The organism is Biformimicrobium ophioploci, assembly GCF_030270605.1.
Taxonomy (GTDB): Bacteria; Pseudomonadota; Gammaproteobacteria; order Pseudomonadales; family Cellvibrionaceae; genus Biformimicrobium; species Biformimicrobium ophioploci.
Window position 1 is genome coordinate 395,686 of sequence record NZ_BSYJ01000002.1, and the last position, 17,735, is coordinate 413,420.

15 protein-coding genes are annotated in these 17,735 nt (G+C 57.7%); 7 read left to right on the forward strand and 8 right to left on the reverse strand.

Going from position 1 to position 17,735, the window contains the following annotated elements; genetic code table 11:
- Positions 1–7: 7 nt before the first annotated feature.
- From QSJ80_RS05205 to QSJ80_RS05225, 5 genes are all read right to left on the reverse strand, one after another.
- The gene (locus tag QSJ80_RS05205) at positions 8–1,243 is read right to left on the reverse strand and encodes a glutathione S-transferase family protein (RefSeq protein WP_285763274.1); all 1,236 of its coding nucleotides are present in this window, start codon (positions 1,241–1,243) and stop codon (positions 8–10) included.
- Between the two features lie 105 nt (positions 1,244–1,348).
- Positions 1,349–1,990: a glutathione S-transferase family protein gene (locus QSJ80_RS05210; protein WP_285763276.1), complete on the reverse strand. Its 642-nt coding sequence runs from the start codon at positions 1,988–1,990 to the stop codon at positions 1,349–1,351.
- 14 nt (positions 1,991–2,004) lie between these two features.
- Positions 2,005–2,688 (reverse strand): glutathione S-transferase family protein, encoded by a 684-nt coding sequence (locus QSJ80_RS05215; protein ID WP_285763277.1) that lies wholly within the window; start codon positions 2,686–2,688, stop codon positions 2,005–2,007.
- 51 nt (positions 2,689–2,739) lie between these two features.
- Positions 2,740–3,855: a hypothetical protein gene (locus QSJ80_RS05220; RefSeq protein ID WP_285763278.1), complete on the reverse strand. Its 1,116-nt coding sequence runs from the start codon at positions 3,853–3,855 to the stop codon at positions 2,740–2,742.
- A gap of 6 nt (positions 3,856–3,861) precedes the next feature.
- Complete coding sequence (locus QSJ80_RS05225) at positions 3,862–4,950, reverse strand: DUF2855 family protein (RefSeq protein WP_285763279.1); 1,089 nt, start codon at positions 4,948–4,950, stop codon at positions 3,862–3,864.
- Positions 4,951–5,176: 226 nt separating this feature from the next.
- Here QSJ80_RS05225 and QSJ80_RS05230 point away from each other — a divergent pair, with 226 nt between their 5' ends.
- Together QSJ80_RS05230 and QSJ80_RS05235 are read left to right on the forward strand one after the other, a co-directional pair.
- The gene (locus QSJ80_RS05230) at positions 5,177–5,746 is read left to right on the forward strand and encodes a TetR/AcrR family transcriptional regulator (protein ID WP_285763280.1); all 570 of its coding nucleotides are present in this window, start codon (positions 5,177–5,179) and stop codon (positions 5,744–5,746) included.
- Between the two features lie 347 nt (positions 5,747–6,093).
- Positions 6,094–8,301 (forward strand): TonB-dependent receptor, encoded by a 2,208-nt coding sequence (locus tag QSJ80_RS05235; RefSeq protein WP_285763281.1) that lies wholly within the window; start codon positions 6,094–6,096, stop codon positions 8,299–8,301.
- Positions 8,302–8,417: 116 nt separating this feature from the next.
- Here the strand turns inward: QSJ80_RS05235 and QSJ80_RS05240 are convergent, their stop codons facing one another.
- Together QSJ80_RS05240 and QSJ80_RS05245 are read right to left on the reverse strand one after the other, a co-directional pair.
- Positions 8,418–10,259 (reverse strand): sulfatase family protein, encoded by a 1,842-nt coding sequence (locus QSJ80_RS05240; protein WP_285763282.1) that lies wholly within the window; start codon positions 10,257–10,259, stop codon positions 8,418–8,420.
- Between the two features lie 59 nt (positions 10,260–10,318).
- Positions 10,319–11,167 carry a type 1 glutamine amidotransferase domain-containing protein gene (locus tag QSJ80_RS05245; protein ID WP_285763283.1) on the reverse strand — a complete coding sequence of 283 codons (849 nt, stop codon included), beginning with the start codon at positions 11,165–11,167 and terminating at the stop codon, positions 10,319–10,321.
- 145 nt (positions 11,168–11,312) lie between these two features.
- On the opposite strand from QSJ80_RS05245, the gene QSJ80_RS05250 reads away from it, so the two are divergent.
- Positions 11,313–12,392: a formylglycine-generating enzyme family protein gene (locus QSJ80_RS05250; RefSeq protein WP_285763284.1), complete on the forward strand. Its 1,080-nt coding sequence runs from the start codon at positions 11,313–11,315 to the stop codon at positions 12,390–12,392.
- Positions 12,393–12,507: 115 nt separating this feature from the next.
- The gene (locus QSJ80_RS05255) at positions 12,508–13,731 is read left to right on the forward strand and encodes an acetyl-CoA C-acyltransferase (protein WP_285763285.1); all 1,224 of its coding nucleotides are present in this window, start codon (positions 12,508–12,510) and stop codon (positions 13,729–13,731) included.
- A 30-nt stretch (positions 13,732–13,761) separates the two neighbouring features.
- Here QSJ80_RS05255 and QSJ80_RS05260 read toward each other — a convergent pair whose 3' ends face one another.
- Positions 13,762–14,655 carry a LysR family transcriptional regulator gene (locus tag QSJ80_RS05260; protein ID WP_285763286.1) on the reverse strand — a complete coding sequence of 298 codons (894 nt, stop codon included), beginning with the start codon at positions 14,653–14,655 and terminating at the stop codon, positions 13,762–13,764.
- Between the two features lie 108 nt (positions 14,656–14,763).
- On the opposite strand from QSJ80_RS05260, the gene QSJ80_RS05265 reads away from it, so the two are divergent.
- From QSJ80_RS05265 to QSJ80_RS05275, 3 genes are read left to right on the forward strand one after another with little or no spacing between them, the layout of a single operon-like run.
- Positions 14,764–15,447, forward strand: a complete 684-nt coding sequence (locus QSJ80_RS05265; RefSeq protein ID WP_285763287.1) for a histidine phosphatase family protein — start codon at positions 14,764–14,766, stop codon at positions 15,445–15,447.
- A gap of 17 nt (positions 15,448–15,464) precedes the next feature.
- Positions 15,465–16,670 (forward strand): acyl-CoA dehydrogenase family protein, encoded by a 1,206-nt coding sequence (locus tag QSJ80_RS05270; protein WP_285763288.1) that lies wholly within the window; start codon positions 15,465–15,467, stop codon positions 16,668–16,670.
- Between the two features lie 19 nt (positions 16,671–16,689).
- On the forward strand, positions 16,690–17,733 hold the full coding sequence (locus QSJ80_RS05275; protein WP_285763289.1) for a phosphotransferase: 1,044 nt from the start codon (positions 16,690–16,692) through the stop codon (positions 17,731–17,733).
- Positions 17,734–17,735: the final 2 nt, after the last annotated feature.

The following is a 17,735-nucleotide window of genomic DNA, read 5'->3' on the forward strand; positions in this document are numbered from 1 at the left end:
ATAAACATTATACAGTGTCGGCTTGCGCGGCTTTCTCCTTGATGCGCCTGATACGCGCATCAGGAATACCATCTTTGATAAAGGGCGGGGTGAACCCGTCGAACAGGCCGTTGTGAAGAATTCCGTCGCTCATCAGTCCGGGCGTGATCTGCGCGTCACGCAGGGCGGTGGCCAGATCCGCTTTTTCGGCATCGGTCAGTGCTTCATAACGCAACTGCAGCTGTTCGAAGCTCCAGGCGCGGTACTGATGTGCACTGAAGGATGCGGTTGCGCCGTAAATGGTTTCCTCGAAAAACTTTTCGCGTGCAATGCAGGCCTTTGCGGTGGCTTTTGCCAATGGCAGGTAGGTCTTGCCGATAAAGCTCAATAGTGCCAGCAGGCTGTCTGGCAACCCTTCATCCAGGTTGATCCAGTCGCCGAACTCGGTTTGGCCGGCGCAGCCCCGGGTATCCCCCAGGTCGGTGATGGTCTGTATCCAGTTGCAGGTGCGCGGGGCCTTCACTTCCATAATTTCGTTGGAGCGGGGGTCTTCATACAGGTGCACCTTAAGCGGCCCGTACAGGGAGAAGTCCGCGAGTGACGGCTTGAATCCCAGTAAAAACTGATGGTGCTTGAAGTGCTGTTCGAGTATCGCCAGCAGATCTTCAATTTGCTGGTCCATGCTGGCACGCACCTGATCACCCACAAGGCCCAGGTGCTGGTTAAAGCCGGACTGGCGTTCCACCAGGAATGGCGCCAGGTCTTTGGCTTCCATGTCGGCACTACCAAAGGTGAAACCCCTGGCGATGCGGTGGCTCACGGCGGCCCGGTTCTGTTCATTGCCCCAGCGGGTGTGCATATGAATGCGCGGCATATATTCATCGGCAAACTCTTCGATCAGCCACATAAGGAACGCGAGGCGTGCATCGTCCGGTACGGTTTTTACCGCCGGAAAATTTTCTTCCAGATGCATCACAATCGGAGTGGAATCCTGCATCACCTGATCATCGGGTGTCAGCATAACGGGGACAATGGATTGCCCGGCCACTTTTTTGACCCACTCGAGTTCCATATGGTTGGCGCCCACTTTTTTATACGGAATACCCTTGTAGTTCATAAAGGTCATGACTTTATAAGAGTAGGGCGAAGCCTGTGCCTGCCAGATGCGATAGTGATCCTCTTGGCCGCGGTGGAGCTTTTTACTTTCTTCGTGCAGATTCTGTTGGTGTGCGATGTTGGCCGGGATTCCTTTATTCTCTTTCATATTTCTTTCCGTTGGGCAGAACCATCTACTCGTATCAAATGCTGGCAAATTGTAATTTTAGCTTCACGGTTCATCGGGTGCGTTAGTAACGCCTGGTATAGCTATTTAACTCAGTCCCAGAACTTGTGCTTCTTTTTCCAGGATTTTGTGAACGGCTGGTAGTGCCTTCACTCGCTCAATCAAACCCGCCAGTGCCGGCCAGCGCGCTGGATCCACATCGTAGCCGGCGTAGCTGGCATTAAAGAACGGGCTGGCAATACACAGGTCCGCCATGGAGAAGTCGCCGAATACAAAACCCTCTGCGGGAATCTGGCTCTCCAGGTAATCCAGCAGCGGGGGCAGGTCGCGGTCGATAATTTTTGCGACTTTTTCCTCGTCGGGCTGCTGATTGAACGCAAGTGGTCGCATAAAGCGCTGGAAGAAAATGCCCGCGGCGAGTTCGGAAACGCGTCCGCCACACAGGTCTTCGTACCAGTGCGCCCTCGCCTTGTCGGTCACTGCTTGCGGATACACCGGTGTTTCCGGGTAGGCTGCTTCCAGATACTGGCAGATCACCTTGGAGTCCCCCAGGGTCAGGTCGCCATCCACCAGTGTGGGTACCTTGCCGAGTGGATTGATCTTTAAGTACTCCGCGTCGCCACTAAACGGCATTTGCGGTATCAACTTGAAGGGGATGCCCTTGAGGTCCAGAGCGATCAAAACTTTGCGGACAAAGGGTGAGCCGTGCACACCGTAGACCTGGATCATGTTGTGTTCCCCAATTAGGTTTGCAGTGCTTTGCGCGCGCCGGTTTTGAATTTCTCCTGCTCTTTTTCGTCGTCGAGCAGGTTGCCGAGGCTGAACGGCACTGCAATGCCTTTTTGCATGCCGGGCTGTTCGTACATGGCGCTGAGCCAGCGATTGAGATGCTCGAGGCCTTCTACCGATACACCGGACCATTTGTGGGTGCGCACCCAGCACCAGTTGGCAATGTCGGCAATGGAGTAGTCGTCGGCGAGCCATTCGCGCTCCGCCAGCCGCGTGTCCAACACTTCGAATAGGCGTCGACATTCATTGTGGTAGCGGTCGATTGCCGGCTGCAGTTTCTCCGGGAAATAACGGTAGAACACATTGGCCTGACCCATCATCGGGCCGACGCCGCCCATCTGGAACATCAGCCATTGCATGACCGTAGTACGGCCCTTGCTGTCGGTGGGCAGCAGCTTGCCGGCCTTTTCCGCCAGATAGACCATGATGGCGCCGGACTCGAATACCGCGAAGTTGTCCTGCGCGCGGTCAACGATGACCGGGATGCGACCATTCGGGTTCATGGCCAGAATTTCCGGCTTTTTCTGCTCGCCTTCAACGATATTTACAAAGTGTGATTCGTAGGGAATCTCCAGCGCTTCCAGCGTGCAGGATGCCTTGTGCCCGTTGGGCGTTGGGGCCGTGTAGAGATCGATCATGCGCGTTAACTTTCCTGTTGATTATTATTGCCGCGTCAAAATGCGGCTGGTTCAGGCCGCAGTGACCCGGTCGAGTTTGTGTGGCAGGTCGTCGCGGCCAACTTCGATCAGGTGATCGGCCAGCGCGCCGCGGTTGCCACTTTGCCAAAGTTCGAAGAAATCGTCGGCGAGGCGACGGTTCATATCGGCCACGGTGTTCCAGTACTTGCGCAGTTCATCTTCGGTCAGGCGGCGGAAGTCGTCGCGGTCAGGAATTTTGCCGTAGGGCAGGCTGGCGACGAAGGCCGGTGACGGCGCCACTAGCAAAGTGTTTTCCATCGCACCGCCGCGCACCCAGCGCCAGCTGAGGCTCTTGTCGAACCAGCCCGGGACCATATACGGGAAAAAATGCGGATACAGGGCCAGGCCCTGTGGACGCCGGAAGGCGAGGTCGAAGTGGTAGTCGGTAATGCCGCCGTCGCGGTAGTTGCCCGCCGGTGCGCCGTGGGGATTCTGTACCCCCGTCATGACCAGCGGAATAGCACCGCTTGCCAGTACCGCATCGGATACATTGTGCTCGGACAGCCGGGTGTTGACGGTGCGCAGGTTGTCGAACTGCACCGACGCAGATTCGCCGGCGTGGAAGACCACGCGCTCCCAGAAGGCGCGCAATGTGCGGCGCGACACCGCATTGGCCATGGCCGATGCCATCAACACTGGCGCCAGTACCGCGCGGTTTTCGCTGGCCAGCGGACCGCGTCCGCGCACGGTCACGAAATGGCTCTGCCAGATGGGGTTGTTGGCTACCTGCTGGGCGCCGGTTGGGCCCAGGGCGGCGAGCACCATCTGTTCGCCGACCGCGGTAATTTCCGCAGGGGTAGGCTTGTCCGATTCGTACTGCTGGTTGATGTAGGCATTTTCGAGCCGGCCAATAGCCGCGGGGGCATCCTCCAACGCGTAACACATATTGCGGAAGCTGCCGATGGAGGAACCCACACTGGTGATCGGTGTGTTGCGGCCAGCAAAAAACTCGCCTGCCAGCAGCCGGTCGAGGTGGCTGATCGCCAGCCACTTGGGGCCACCGGACGCGCCGATCAGGGTGGAGAACTGCTGTTGGTGCAGCCCCTCCTCGCGGATGCGCCGGGCGGCGCTGGCGCCGGCCAGCAGTACGCAGGAATAGCGTTTCATAAGCAATCAGTCGAGTAGTGAAACCATCAGCCCGCGGCTGGCACCGACCTGGTTGTCCAGCAGTTGCTGCCACGCGTTATCCAGGGCCTCGGGCCCGTGCAGCCACTCGACCTTGAGGTTGCCGCTGGTGGCCATGGCAATCTCGGCGCTGGCCATCATGGCTTTTTGCATCATCGCACCGGGCCCCCACTCCTTATCGCGTTTGCCGATCTGGCCGGGGGCAAAGAAGAAGGTGGGTTTGGCCCCGGGCAGGTCGCCGGCAGCACCGCCGCCCTCCCAGTGGCTGGCGCCAACCATGGCGCTCTCCACAATGTTGTCGCCGATGTGCTGGTGCAGGGCGCGGGTGAGGGTGACGTTACCGGACATGTCGATATAGGCGGTACGCAGGCTCGCGTCGATCTGGCTTTCCTCGCCGTAGTTCACCACCTGATCGCAGCAACCCAGGTCGCGCACAAACGCGGTGTTGCCGGCGGACGTCACGCCCACCACCTTGGTGCTGATTTCGCTATCGCGATGCAGTAGGTGCGCCAGGCCGAAGCCGGTCTTGGACGAGACGGAACCGATGACCACCTGCTCGGCGCCGAACAGGGCGTTGTCGATGAGGTAGTCGTAGAGTACGAACGAGGTGGCAAACAACGGGAACAGCAGGCAGCGCTCATTCTCCAGCTTGGTGAGGATGTCTGGCTCCGCCTGGGTGCGGCGGTAGGCGTTGTACATGGCGGGCAAGGCCTGGCGATGCTCCGCCATATCCATAAACTGGTCTTCGCGCACCTTGCCGGGAGTCAGTACCGTGTGGCTCGCCATGGGGAAGAAACCCCACAGGCGCTCGCCAACGGGGACCTCGGGGCTGTGGGATTCGACCACTGTGCCGCAGGCCCACACCGGCACCTTGCCCCACTGCCCTTCCGCAGGGAAATAGCTCCAGTAGCCGATCATCTCTCCGGACAGGGCGTAGCTGACGTTATTGGCGGTGAGGCCAAACTTGTCGATGGCGACCAGTACCTGGCCGTCCCCGGCGGTGAGGTTCTGTTCACCGACCGTGCGTGTCTTGCGGAAGTCCTTGCGGTCGACCCAGAGTTCAGTGCAGCTCGCCATTTTCAGGTCCTTTATGTTTTATGAATATAATGGCACTATATATGCCAATACTTGATTCGCCAAGTGCAATTCGTCACGCAAGAAGCAAGTACCGGTAGCTCGAATTCGGGAGAATGACTGGGTGCTGGAGAAATTGTGCGGTGAATAGGTCGTCAGGGTATGCTGTGGCACAATATCGCGCCAAATTACTGGGTGGTAGTAAGTTCAAAGAGGAAGCGGGGACGTTATGGAAGTCAAGGTAGATGGTCGTGCCCTGCGCAGTGTGCGCAGCCGCCAGCAGATTATTGACGCGATGCTCGCGCTGATGGAGCGTGAAATTTATATCCCCACGGCGCAGCAGGTGGCGGATGAGGCAGGTATTTCCATCCGCACGGTATTTCGGCACTTCACCGAAATGGAGCTGCTGTATGCGGAACTCAATTCGCAGGTGCGTCCCGTGTATGAAGCCCTGTTCAATAAAATGCCGGTGGAGGGTTCCCTTGACGAGCGGCTGACCGGTGCGGTGCGCTGTCGCATGGAGGCCTTTGCCCAGCTGATCCAGCTGCAGCGGGCGACGTGGAGTCTGCTGTGGCGCTCGCAGGTCATCTCCGACGTTTATGCATCCAATGTGCGCAAGATGCGCAAGAATCTGGAAAAGTGCCTGCCAGAAATTTTGCAGTTGCCTGCGGACAAGCGCGAGGCGGTGGATGCAATTATGTCGTTTGAATTTTACGAGCGTCTTTCACGGCACCAGAAGCTCTCTGACAAGGCCTGTGGCAAGGTCGTTGAGGGGCTGTTGAAAGACCTGCTTAGCTGAGCCTCCCCCGATCAGTCCTTCGCTCGCGGGAAAGTTCTGTTCCTGCTCATTTCAGTTCTGACCTGCTGGTGCGCGTGATCTGCGCGTCAATCCCTTCCTGGGCGCTGCCCCGCGCACCTGACAACAGTTTTCCGGTAACAACCCTCCTGTACTGTGTAGATATGACACAATTCATGTCGATATGTTTGGGAGTGCCCGATAAGCCTTGCTTTTGACCACTCGGTTTGGCTAGCATTGAAGTGATGTCGCAAGTTATGACAATAGTTGGCGGTTAGGATCACCGGTGGTCTGGGGTGAAGTTCGCTCGCCAATTCACAATAAAAAATCAGCGATCTGGGAGAGAGCCCATGCCGATCAATAAACTGTTCACCAAGACCGCGCTCGCGGTCGCACTTGCCACCGCTGCCTCCAGCGCTCTGGCGGAACTGGAAGAAATCACGGTCACCGCCACCAAGCGCGAGCAGAGTGTGCAGGACATTGCCGTCTCGGTAAGTGCCCTGTCTGCCGAAGAGATGCAGCAGGCGGGCATCGATGATGCAAAGGATGTGGCCGTGCAGGTACCCAGCCTGACGGTTAACCGTAATTTGAGCCCGTTTGCGGCTGGTATTCGCATCCGCGGGTTGGGCACCAACCAGAACGACCCGTCCCTGGAGGCATCCGTGGCGGTTGTGGTCGACGGTGTTTACCTGGGTCGCTCCGGTCTCGGCCTGTCGGATCTGGTGGATGTCGAGCGGGTAGAGGTGGTGCAGGGCCCGCAGGGTACTCTGTATGGCAAGAACGCCAATGCTGGTGTGCTTAATATTGTCACAAGTGGTGTCAATATGGAGGAGTTTGAAGCGCGCCTGGAAGCGTCCGCTGGCGATTATGGCCTGCAGAAATACACTGCCTCAGTGAGCGCCCCGATCGGCGAAACTGCGGGGTACCGCCTGAGCGGTTCTGTCCACGAGCGCGATGGCTGGCTGGAGAGCGGTACCGGCCCGGACCAGAACGACCGGTCTGACTGGAACCTGCGCGGCAAGTTCACGTGGCAGCCCACCGATGCACTCAGCGTGAACCTGATTGCCAGCCATGTAGAGCGGGATTCCAGTTGCTGTGGTGCCGACACTACCATCAGCCCGGCTATGGCCGGCGTGTTGCAGATGAAGGGCCTGGAAGTGCCCGAAAACGATCCGCTGGATTACTACAGCAATAACGATTACCCGCTGGCGTTTACCCTCTCGGCTGATGCGCTCAGCGCGGTGGTGGACTACGACCTGTCTTTTGCCACCCTCACTTCAATCACCGCCTGGAACGATTACGAGTGGGCGAGCAGCTTTGACGGTGACCGCACCGAGCTCGATCTCTACTATGTAGACGATGCCTACCGCGGGGAAAGCCTGGTGCAGGAATTGCGCCTGAGCAGTGACCTGGACGGGCCGCTGCAGTACCTGGCGGGCCTCTATTTCAGTCATGAAGAGCTGGGCCGCGGTTTTGGCCAGCCGGTCGCTAACTTTGGCTCGGACATCCTCGCTGTGGGCACCCAGGTGCATCCGCTGGGGCCTGCATTTGCCATGCTGGTACGCCCCGGCGACAGCTCCACGATCGACAATGCCTGGGAGACCGACACCTTTGCGGCCTTTGGCCAGGCCACCTATACCTTCTCCGACAGCTGGGAAGCTACCGTTGGCCTGCGCTACACCGCTGAGGAAAAATCCGCAGATATGTATGTGCGGGCTGATTCCACGGCAACCGGTATCCCCGCCGGTGCCTTTGGCCCGGCGGGGCCGGCTATGAATATCCCGCCCTTGATAGCTGCACTTTACGCTCCGGTAGATGACAGCTTCAGTCTCGAGGACGACAGTGTCACCGGTATGGCGAGCCTGACCCATTTCGTCAATGAGGATGTGATGGTGTTTGCGTCTATCGCCACTGGTCACAAGTCCGGCGGTTTCAACGGCGTGGCGGGTGCGGGTGCGGAGCGCACCTATGATAACGAGCAGACCACCAACTACGAGCTGGGTGTCAAGTCGCGCCTGTTCGACAACCAGTTGGAGGTCAACGCCACCGCGTTCCAGATGCTGGTGGATGACCTGCAGTATCTGAGACAGCAGGCCATTGGCCTGGGTACCTATGTCGCCAATGAGGAGGACGAAGGTACGATCAAGGGCGTGGACCTGAATTTTGCCGCGGCACCCTGGCAGTTCTTGAAACTGAGCGGCGGCGTACAGTACCTGGATAACGACGTCTTCTCAGGGGCTTCACGCTGGTCGTCCAACCTGGCAGCCACTCTGATGGCGCCGGTAGCAGACGGTGCCGCCTACCTGCGTACCGACTACAACTATGCCTCGGACCACGCCGTGAACCCAGATGTTCCGGATTTTGTGCAGGATCGTGAGACCGTCAATGTGCGTGCCGGCTGGCGCAACGAGGACTGGGATGCGGCGGTGTGGGTGAAGAACGCCACCGACGATGTCTACTCCTACCTGCGCACCGTGCCCGCGGCGATGACCGGCGCCCAGCAGGATTGGCTTGCCGAGCCGCGCACCATCGGTGCGACGGTTAGCTACCAGTTCTGAGGTGTGGTGCTGATCTAGTGTGAGTACTGGGTCCAGCAATGGGCCCATGCAGATGCAAAAAAGCCGGCAGGAAACTGCCGGCTTTTTTGTGCTCTTAGGTTTGTACTATCTACCGGCTAGCCCCGGCGACGGCGCCACAGCAGCAGCGTTGCGACACCGGCCAGTAGCAATCCTACGGAAAGGGCGATCTGGGGCAAGCGCTGCCTTACGGCATTACGGGTGACCTGGCGCCGTTGGTTGTAGTCAGGCGGCACCGGCAGTACGCCATTGTCGCGCACATAGGCTTCGTAATCCGACAGCAGCTCGGCGAAGCGCGCCGGCTCGCGTTGTTCCAGTGGTGTGGTTTCACCAGGGTCACGTTCGATATGGTACAGGTGCCACTGGCCATCGTTGTTGGGGCCGCGGTTGAAGGTGATCTTGTAGTCCCCCTTGATCAGTGCGGCGTTGCCACCGATTTCGTAAGCGATGGTGTCCTGGGGGCCGTAGACCGCTGCGGTGGGCTGTTCCAGCAGCGGCAGCAGGCTGCGGCCGGTGATTGGCTCCACGGTGCGGCCGCGGTATCGGCCGCGGTGATCGGCAACGCCCGCCAGGCCCAACAAGGTGGGGGCAAGGTCCTTGACGAAGGCGGTGGCGTGGCTGATCTGCCCGCGCAGGGGCTCAGCGACGGCCGGGCCGCTGACCAGCAGCGGTACCCGCATGCCACCCTCGCCCGAGTGGAACTTGTAGTGGCCAAGGGGAGAGGCGGCGGCACTGGCAAAGCTCGGGCCGATAGTGCCGTAGCTGCCTTTTTCGCCGAGGGTGTCGTAGTCGTCGGTATAGTCCAGCAGGTTGAGCATCACCAGGCGCTGTGGGCCGGTAATTTCGTTCGGTTCTGGGCCGTTGTCGGAGGTAAAGACGATGACGGTATTGTCGTACTCACCAATGTCCTTCAGGTACTGCAGCAGCCGGCCGATATGAAAATCCATGGCATCGACCATGCCCGCATACACTGCCATACGCTTGGCATTGTAACGCTGCTCTTCGTCTGACAGCGCCTCCCAATCGGCGGTGGTGTTCATGCGTTTCATGGCCGCATCGGCGGGTACCAGTCCTAACGCTTTCGCCGCTTGCTGGCGCTGGCTGCGGATCGGATCCCAGCCATGGCTATAGGTCTCGAGGTACTTCTGCGTGTATTCCCGCGGGGCCTGCATGGGCAAATGCACCGCCATGAATGGCAGGTAAGTAAAAAACGGTTTGCCGTCGGCGCGGTTGCTGTCGATCTGGGCGATGGCCTTGTCTATCAGGAACTCCGAGGAATAGAAATCCTCTGGCAGTTCATACGGCTCGCCGTTTTCAAACCACAGGGTTTTTTCATACAGCGGCAGGTAGCTTTTGTTGGACCAGTTATCGCCGCCGGAATACGGCATCATGACGGTCTGTTCGAAGCCGCGGTTGATCGGGCGCAGCGCTGGATCCTTGTAGCCCAGGTGCCATTTGCCTGCCATGTAGGTGTGATAGCCCGCGTCCCTGAGCTGGGTGGCGATGGTCACCACGTCCTTGCGCAGGTGGCCCTGGTAGAAGGGAGAGTGCGACTGGGCTGGCGTTAGTGCTTCGGCGATATTGGCGACACCGGCGCGATGGCTGTCGACGCCCGACATCAGCATGGCGCGGGTCGGCGCGCAGCTGGGTGCGGTGCGGTATTTGCTGAAGCGCAGCCCTCCTTTTGCCAGGTCATCCAGGTTGGGGGTGCTGATCTCGCTGCCGTAAGCGCCGATGTCTGTGTAGCCGAGGTCGTCAGCCAGGATCACCAGGATGTTGGGGCGCTTTGCCTCGACGTTGGGTATTTCTATCTGATTCGCACTTTCACTTATGCTCTCCTGCGCCGCTGCGCTGATGGCGGCGGCCAGTGAGGTGCAGAGCAGTGTGCGGGCGAAACGTTTGCCGGTGCGGCGGGCTCTTGAGCCGGACTTGCGGTGCATAGGGTTGCGCCTGTATTGGGCTGTTCGCCAGCGTAGTGCCGGCGACGCAATAGTGGGGCTTAGCGTTCGGCGACAACCGCCATCATCTGATGCGCAGTATCGTAGCCGGAGTTCTGGTTCTGGCCGGTGACAAAGCGGCGCTCATCATCCACGACAACGTGGGTGGCAAAGATGTCGCGGAAGGCGGTCTGCTTTTCATACTTGGCACCGGCCTTGCGCAGCTCGGTTTCGGGGTGTTGCGGGGTGATCTCGATGCCCAGTTCCTTGATCTGTTTGTCGCTGACTCCGGTCATACGGCGCCCGGCAATCAGCAGGTTGCCGTCCTTGTCCTCGGCCTTGATCAGGCCCAGCACACCGTGGCAAACGCCACCGATTACTGCGCTGCTATCGTAATAGGCTTCGCTGACCTTGCGCCCCAGGACATCGGAATAACCCAGGTCATAGGCTGCGCCCCAACCGCCAGCCATAAAGATGATGTCGTACCGGGTAAAGTCGATGTCATCGATACGCAGGGAGTTCTTTACTTTGGCTTGTACGACCGCATCCTGCAGGTAGCGCTCGTCTTCCGGTGTACGCACCGCGTAGAAGAAGGATTCCGGGTCGATCGGGATCTCGCCACCCTGGATGCTGGCAATGTCCACCTGCATGCCGCCATCGAGGAAGGTGTAGTAGGGCACGGTCATTTCCGACGCGAATACACCGGTCGCCTTGCCGTCGGTCTCGCCAGGGGCATTCAGGGTGCCGTGGCTGGTGGTGATCACCAGTGCGCGCTTGCCAGGTAGTTCCACGGTGTCACCGGTGTACTCCGGGTGGAGCCCGGCTTTATGCAGGATGGTTGGGAGTAGCAGGGCAAGCAGGGCAATGACTACGGCAACGGAAGTCAGGCCGATAACGAGTTTTCTGATCATGGTGCGTTTAACTTCGTCGTGTTGGATAGTTTAGGCATAATATATGACACAATTATGGTGGTCAAAAATACTGCGTTGTACTTCGTGCACTGTAAATTGATACTCTGGGGCTGAGCGTGACCAAGCGTGCGCACGAAGAATTGGTATGAGAGGTTTCAAAACCATGGTGAAGAACTCGGGTATAGCTTCGGTTTTCGGATTGGCCGCGGTCGTATCATTGGCGGGTTGTAGCGCTGATCCGGAATTCATCGGCTTGTGCGATAGCTATCCAGGCGTGCCGGAGGAAGGCGGAATCACTGCTGGGATGGTGTATATCGAGGCCGGAGAATTCCAGATTGGTAATGACCACGGCTTCAGGGATCCGGAAAGCGGGCGCTTCCAGCGTTTCCCGGAAGAGGCTGGTGCACGATTGGTGGAGAGTGAGGGCTTCTGGATCGACCGGCACGAGGTGACAAATGCGCAGTTCAAGCGCTTCGTCGATGCGACAGGTTACGTAACCGTGGCTGAACGCAAGCCGTTACCGGAGTGGTTCCCGGCGGGATACCCGCAAGATGAGCTGGTGCCCGGGTCTGCTGTGTTTAATCCGAGTGATGTATTCCAGAGTACATCGCAGGCACCAGCGTGGTGGCGATTCGTAGAGGGCGCGAGCTGGCGGCAGCCGGAAGGCCCGGGTAGCGACCTGTCCGGGCGAATGAATCATCCGGTAGTACACGTTACCTTTGCTGATGCACAAGCCTATGCCAGCTGGGCAGGCAAACGGTTACCCTCTGAAGCGCAGTGGGAGTACGCTGCAAAAGCCGGTATTGAGGTAGCGGAGGGGGCATGGGAAAAAGCCTATTACCGCGATGGAGAATGGGTCGCAAATACCTGGCAGGGGACATTTCCGGACCGCAATGAAGCCGCGGACGGCTATGCCGGCACGGCGCCCGTGGGCTGTTTTCCACCCAACCCATGGGGCCTCTACGACGCTATAGGCAATGTCTGGGAGCTGGTTTCATCTGATTATTCGCAGGACCATCGAAAGGTTCCTACGGGGGATTTCGATCCTTCAGACTATTCAAAAGCCGGGGTGATAAAGGGGGGATCGTTCTTATGCGCCTCCAATTACTGTATGCGCTACCGGCCTGTGTCTCGTCATGCCCAGGACAGGACTATCGGGAGTTCCCACATCGGGTTCCGCACCATTTATATTCCCAAGGGTTCTGTGACGGGGCAGCGGAAATAAGTACGGCCGGCATTGCTCTGGTGATACCTACTGTTGATGGTACGAAGCCTGAGATGTACGTGAGTAACTTGCGGGGTAAAACCCAATTGAAGGTTTAGTTTAAGGAGAGAACTAGATGAACAATGTCCATGAAGTAATGATCCTTGATGCTGTCCGTTTGCCACGTGCGGTAGCTAAGCCGGAAGCAGGGGCCTATGCGAACTATAAAGCGGTCGAGCTACTTAAGCCTCTCTACAAAGCACTTGAGGAGCGCGGTGACTTTAAAGCTTCTCAAGTAGACGACGTGCTGTTGGGCTGTAATACGCAAGTGGGCGACCAAGGTGCGAACATAGCCAAGATTTCGGCAATGTTCGCAGGCTGGCCCGATACCGTACCCGGTGCAACGATAAACCGATTTTGTTGTTCTGGACTCGACGCGATCAATCTGGGCGCAAGCAAGATCGCAATGGGTGTGAACTCACTGGTTGTTGCTGGTGGTGTCGAGCACATTAGCCGCGTTCCGATGTTCTCCGACAAAGGTGCGTGGTTTAGTGACCCTGCTGTGATCAAGTCAAGTAAATTCATGCATATGGGCTTGTCGGCAGATCTGATTGCGGGTATGGAGGGGTACGATAGTGAAACGCTTAATGAGTACTCACTTCGTTCGCATCAGCGTGCAGCGGATGCATCGAAATCTGGGCGGTTTGGAAGATCCTTGGTTCCGATAAAAGGCGAGCAGGGAGAAGCGATAATCGCGTCAGATGAAGGTATTCGCCCAAATGCCAGCATGGAAAAACTTGCGCAGCTTCCCACAGCGTTTGGAAAATTTATCGACCAGGTAAAGCCAATGGTTGATGCGTTTTATCCGGGCGTAGTCTTCGAAGCACGTCATACTCCAGCCAACTCGCCCGCGCTTGTTGACGGTGCATCTTTAGTGGTGATGGCCAGTAGGTCTTTCTGTGAAGAGCAGGGTCTGAAGCCGAGAGCTCGTGTTATCAGTTTTGCGGAAGCAAGTGACGAGCCGGTGCGTATGTTGACCGGCCATATTCGAGCGACTGAAAAGGTTTTGGAGCGAGCAGGGTTAACGGCCGATGAAATTGACCTTTGGGAGGTCAACGAGTCATTTGTTGCGCCAACTCTGAAATATCAGAAGGATTTCAATATTCCAGATGATAAATTCAATGTAAACGGCGGCGCCATCGCAATGGGGCACCCTTTAGGCGCAACCGGCGGCAACCTTGTCAGCATGTTGATTGATGAACTCGAAGAGCGTGGGCTGACTAAGGGGGTTGTGTCGATTTGCGGCGGTGCGGGCGTGGGGGTTGCTACATTGATTGAACGTGTCGAACCGTCTGAATAATACGCCGTACAGCAAGTTCAGGGCGTAAGCTCAGTAAGGATTGATGGCACGGGTGATCAGGCTCTTGAGCCAGGTGTGCGCGGGGTCCTGTTCGGCGTTTCTGTGCCAAAGCAAGACAGATTCTACCTGGGGGACCGGGAACGGCAGCTCGAAATAATCCACATCGTAGTTTTGCGCAAAGCTGCGCGGAGCGGTGAGCGCCAGGTTGGACCTTTCAACAATGTGCGGAGCGCTGCGGTAGTGCTGGACGCGCAGCTTTATCTGGCGCCGTCTGCCCAGTTTGTTCAGGTGCATATCAACGAGGCCGGGCCCGGTGCGGCGGCTGGAGACGTGGATATGGCCCAGCTTCAGGTAGTTCTCCAGGGTAAGTGAATCTTCGATCTCAGGGTGATTGCGGCGCAGCATACACACGTAGCGGTCCTGCCCAAGAGAATGTTGCTGCAGTTTTGTGTTACCCATCATCGGTACATCAATCGCGAAGTTCAGGCTGTAATTGGCCAGCTCCCGCTCAATTTGATCCCGCGCCACGTAAAAGCATTCCACTCGCATGTGGGGTGCCTCCTTCTGCAGCCTCTCCATCAGGCGCGGCAACAGCATCGTCGCGGTCATGTCGTTCATGCTCAGGCGAATCGTCTTTTCCGCCGTTGCTGGCTCGAATTCAATCTTGGATACGGCGCTCTTCTGGAGGAGCTGCAGCCCGCTCTTTACCTGCTCGATGATGGTTTCTGTAAAGGCGGTTGGCTGCATCCCATGGGGAACCCGGATAAAAAGGTCATCCTGCAGCGCCTCGCGCGCGCGGGCAAGCGCATTACTCATGGCTGGCTGGGTAATGTGAAGCTGTTCTGCGGCGCGTGTCAGATTGCGCTCCGTGTAGATGGCGTCAATTACCAGGAACAGGTTGAGGTCAATCCGGGTGAGGTGCATGGCTAGATATAACCTATATGAATGAGGCGATATTTATATAATAAATTTTAATGATTTAAGCTCTGGAGATACATTGAGTCAACACATTTAGCGTTTACAGGAGCGCTTGTGGCTGAGTTTTTTACCGTCCGACATGGGCAGGCTTCCCTGGGGAGCGAGAACTACGACCAGCTGTCACCTCTGGGAGAGCGGCAATCGCGCTGGCTCGGAGAGCACTTTCGTGGACAGGGAGTCAACTTCGATCGGGTTATCTGCGGGGATCTGGTGCGGCACCGCCAAACCGCTGAGGCAATCTGCGCTGGCATGGGGCGCAATAGCGAGGTCTCGATCCTGCAGTGTTTTGCCGAGCTGAACGAGTTTGATTTTCAGGAAATTATCAGTGCATACCTGCGCGTCTCGCCGGAGCGCCGGCCCCCGGCAGACGCAGATCAGCGCGTATTTTTCAGTTTGCTGCGGGATGCTATGCACGCGTGGATTGAGGGACAGCTTGACGTAGCGGAGAGCTGGCAGGCTTTCGAGCAGCGTGTTCAGCGGGGAATGGAGATCATCGTGGATGGACCAGGGCGCACACTGGTTGTGAGTTCAGGAGGCACCATCTCCATGTTGACGCGCCTGGTACTGGAGGCGCCGGCTTCGACGGTGGTACAACTCAACATGCAAACCCGTAATACCTCCCTGAGTCGTTTTTTCTTCAAGTCAGGAAAAAGCAGGTCTTCAATCAGCCTGCATTCCTTTAATCATACCCCGCATCTGGAGCACCCCGAGCGCCAGGATGCGATCACCTACGGATAAGCAACAGGTAGCAAAATATGGATTTCGATTATTCCGACAAGGTAAAGGGACTGCTGGCGCGTGTTCAGCAGTTTATGGATGAACACGTCTACCCCGCTGAAGCACTGTATGAACAGCAATTGCAGGAAAATCGCTGGCAAACCCCGCCAGTTATGGAGGAGCTGAAGGAGAAAGCGAAATCGGCAGAGCTCTGGAATCTCTTTCTGCCGGATTCGGAATATGGAGCGGGACTGACAAATCTCGAATACGCCCCGCTTGCGGAGATGATGGGACGTTCCCTGATCGCCTCAGAGGCATTTAACTGCAGTGCGCCGGATACCGGCAATATGGAAGTGTTGGCGCGATACGGAAACGAAGAGCAGAAAGCACAATGGCTGGCGCCATTGCTGCGAGGTGAAATCCGCTCCGCATTTGCGATGACCGAGCCGCAAGTCGCTTCCAGTGATGCAACCAATATTGAGACCTCAATTGTCCGGGATGGCGACGATTACGTGATCAATGGCCACAAGTTCTATATCAGTGGCGCGTCCAATCAAGACTGCAAGATCATGATCGTGATGGGCAAGACAGATGCAGATAACCCGGATCGCTACAGGCAGCAATCCATGATCCTGGTACCGATGGATACGCCCGGAGTCGAGGTGGTGCGTCCCATGCAGGTACTGGGGTTTGATGATGCGCCCGAAGGCCACGCGGAAATTCGGTTCAACAATGTGCGGGTACCGGCTGGTAATCTGTTGCTCGGTGAAGGGCGCGGTTTCGAGATTGCACAGGGGCGCCTTGGCCCGGGCCGTATCCACCATTGCATGCGTCTGGTTGGTGTGGCTCAGCGTGCGCTGGAGGCAATGGCCAAGCGGGCGAGCGAGCGCGAGGTTTTCGGCCGTACCATGGCAAAACACGGCGGTGTCCGTGAGGTGCTGGCAAAGAGTCACTGTGAGATCGAGCAGGCACGGCTGCTGACGCTCAAGGCCGCTGATCGCATGGATAAAGTAGGAAACAAGGGCGCGAAAGACCTGATTTCAATGATCAAGATTGTTGCGCCGCAGATGGCCTGTAATGTCCTGGATCGCGCTATACAGATTCACGGCGCCGCCGGTCTGGGGCAGGACTTCTTCCTCGCCAGGGGCTATTCCTATGCGCGCGTTGTGCGCCTTGCCGATGGCCCGGACGAGGTGCATATGATGCAGCTTGGTCGTGGCCTGGCCGCAGCGTTCGGTCAATAAGTTTTCTCGGGGAATGAAAATGAGTGAAGTGAAAACCGCAGTCGACCAGCTGGATGAGGGCCTGCTGGCTGAATACCTGGCAGAGCACGTCGAGGGTTTCAGTGGTCCGGTTACGGCAAGCAAATTCTCGGGGGGGCAGTCCAACCCCACGTTCAAGCTGCAAACGCCGGAACGTACCTATGTATTGCGTCGTCAGCCGCCGGGCAAATTGCTGAAGAGCGCCCATGCGGTGGATCGGGAATACCGCGTGATCAAGGCGCTGGCGGGATCCGATGTCCCGGTGCCGGAGGTTTACCACCTGTGCGAAGACCGTGATGTCATTGGCTCCATGTTCTATGTGATGTCCTTTGTGGAGGGGCGTATATTCTGGGATGCGGCCCTGCCCGATGTCGGCAGGCAAGATCGCACCGCCATGTACGCGGAGATGAATCGGGTCCTGGCTGCGTTACATAGCGTCGATGTCGAAGCGGCCGGCCTCAGCGACTATGGTAAGTCTGGCAACTATTTTGCGCGCCAGTATGACCGCTGGTGCAGCCAGTACCGCGCTTCTGAATTGCAGAGAATTGACGCGATGGAACGGCTGATTGGCTGGCTGGGTGAAGCGCAGCCGGAAGATGATGGCCGCGTCGCGCTTGTGCACGGCGATTACCGCCTCGACAATATGGTATTCGCGCCGGCGGAGCCGAGCGTACTGGCGGTGCTGGACTGGGAGCTGTCGACGCTCGGCCATCCGTTTGCCGATCTGGCCTACCAGAGCATGCAACTGCGGATGCCGGCCGGCATGGGCAATATTTCGGGGCTGATGGGCAAGGATCGCGCAGCGTTGGGTATCCCGAGCGAGCCAGAGTATGTGGCGCAGTACTGCCAGCGTATGGGTATCGAAAAAATTGATAATTGGGTTTATTACCTGGCGTTCAGTTTCTTCCGTCTTGCCGCTATCGTACAGGGCGTGGCCAAACGCGCGCAGGACGGCAATGCCTCCAACAAGGAGGCAGGCAAGGTTGGTGCGTTCGTGGAGCCGCTTGCACAGATGGCGATGGACATCGTCAATAAAGAAGGATAACC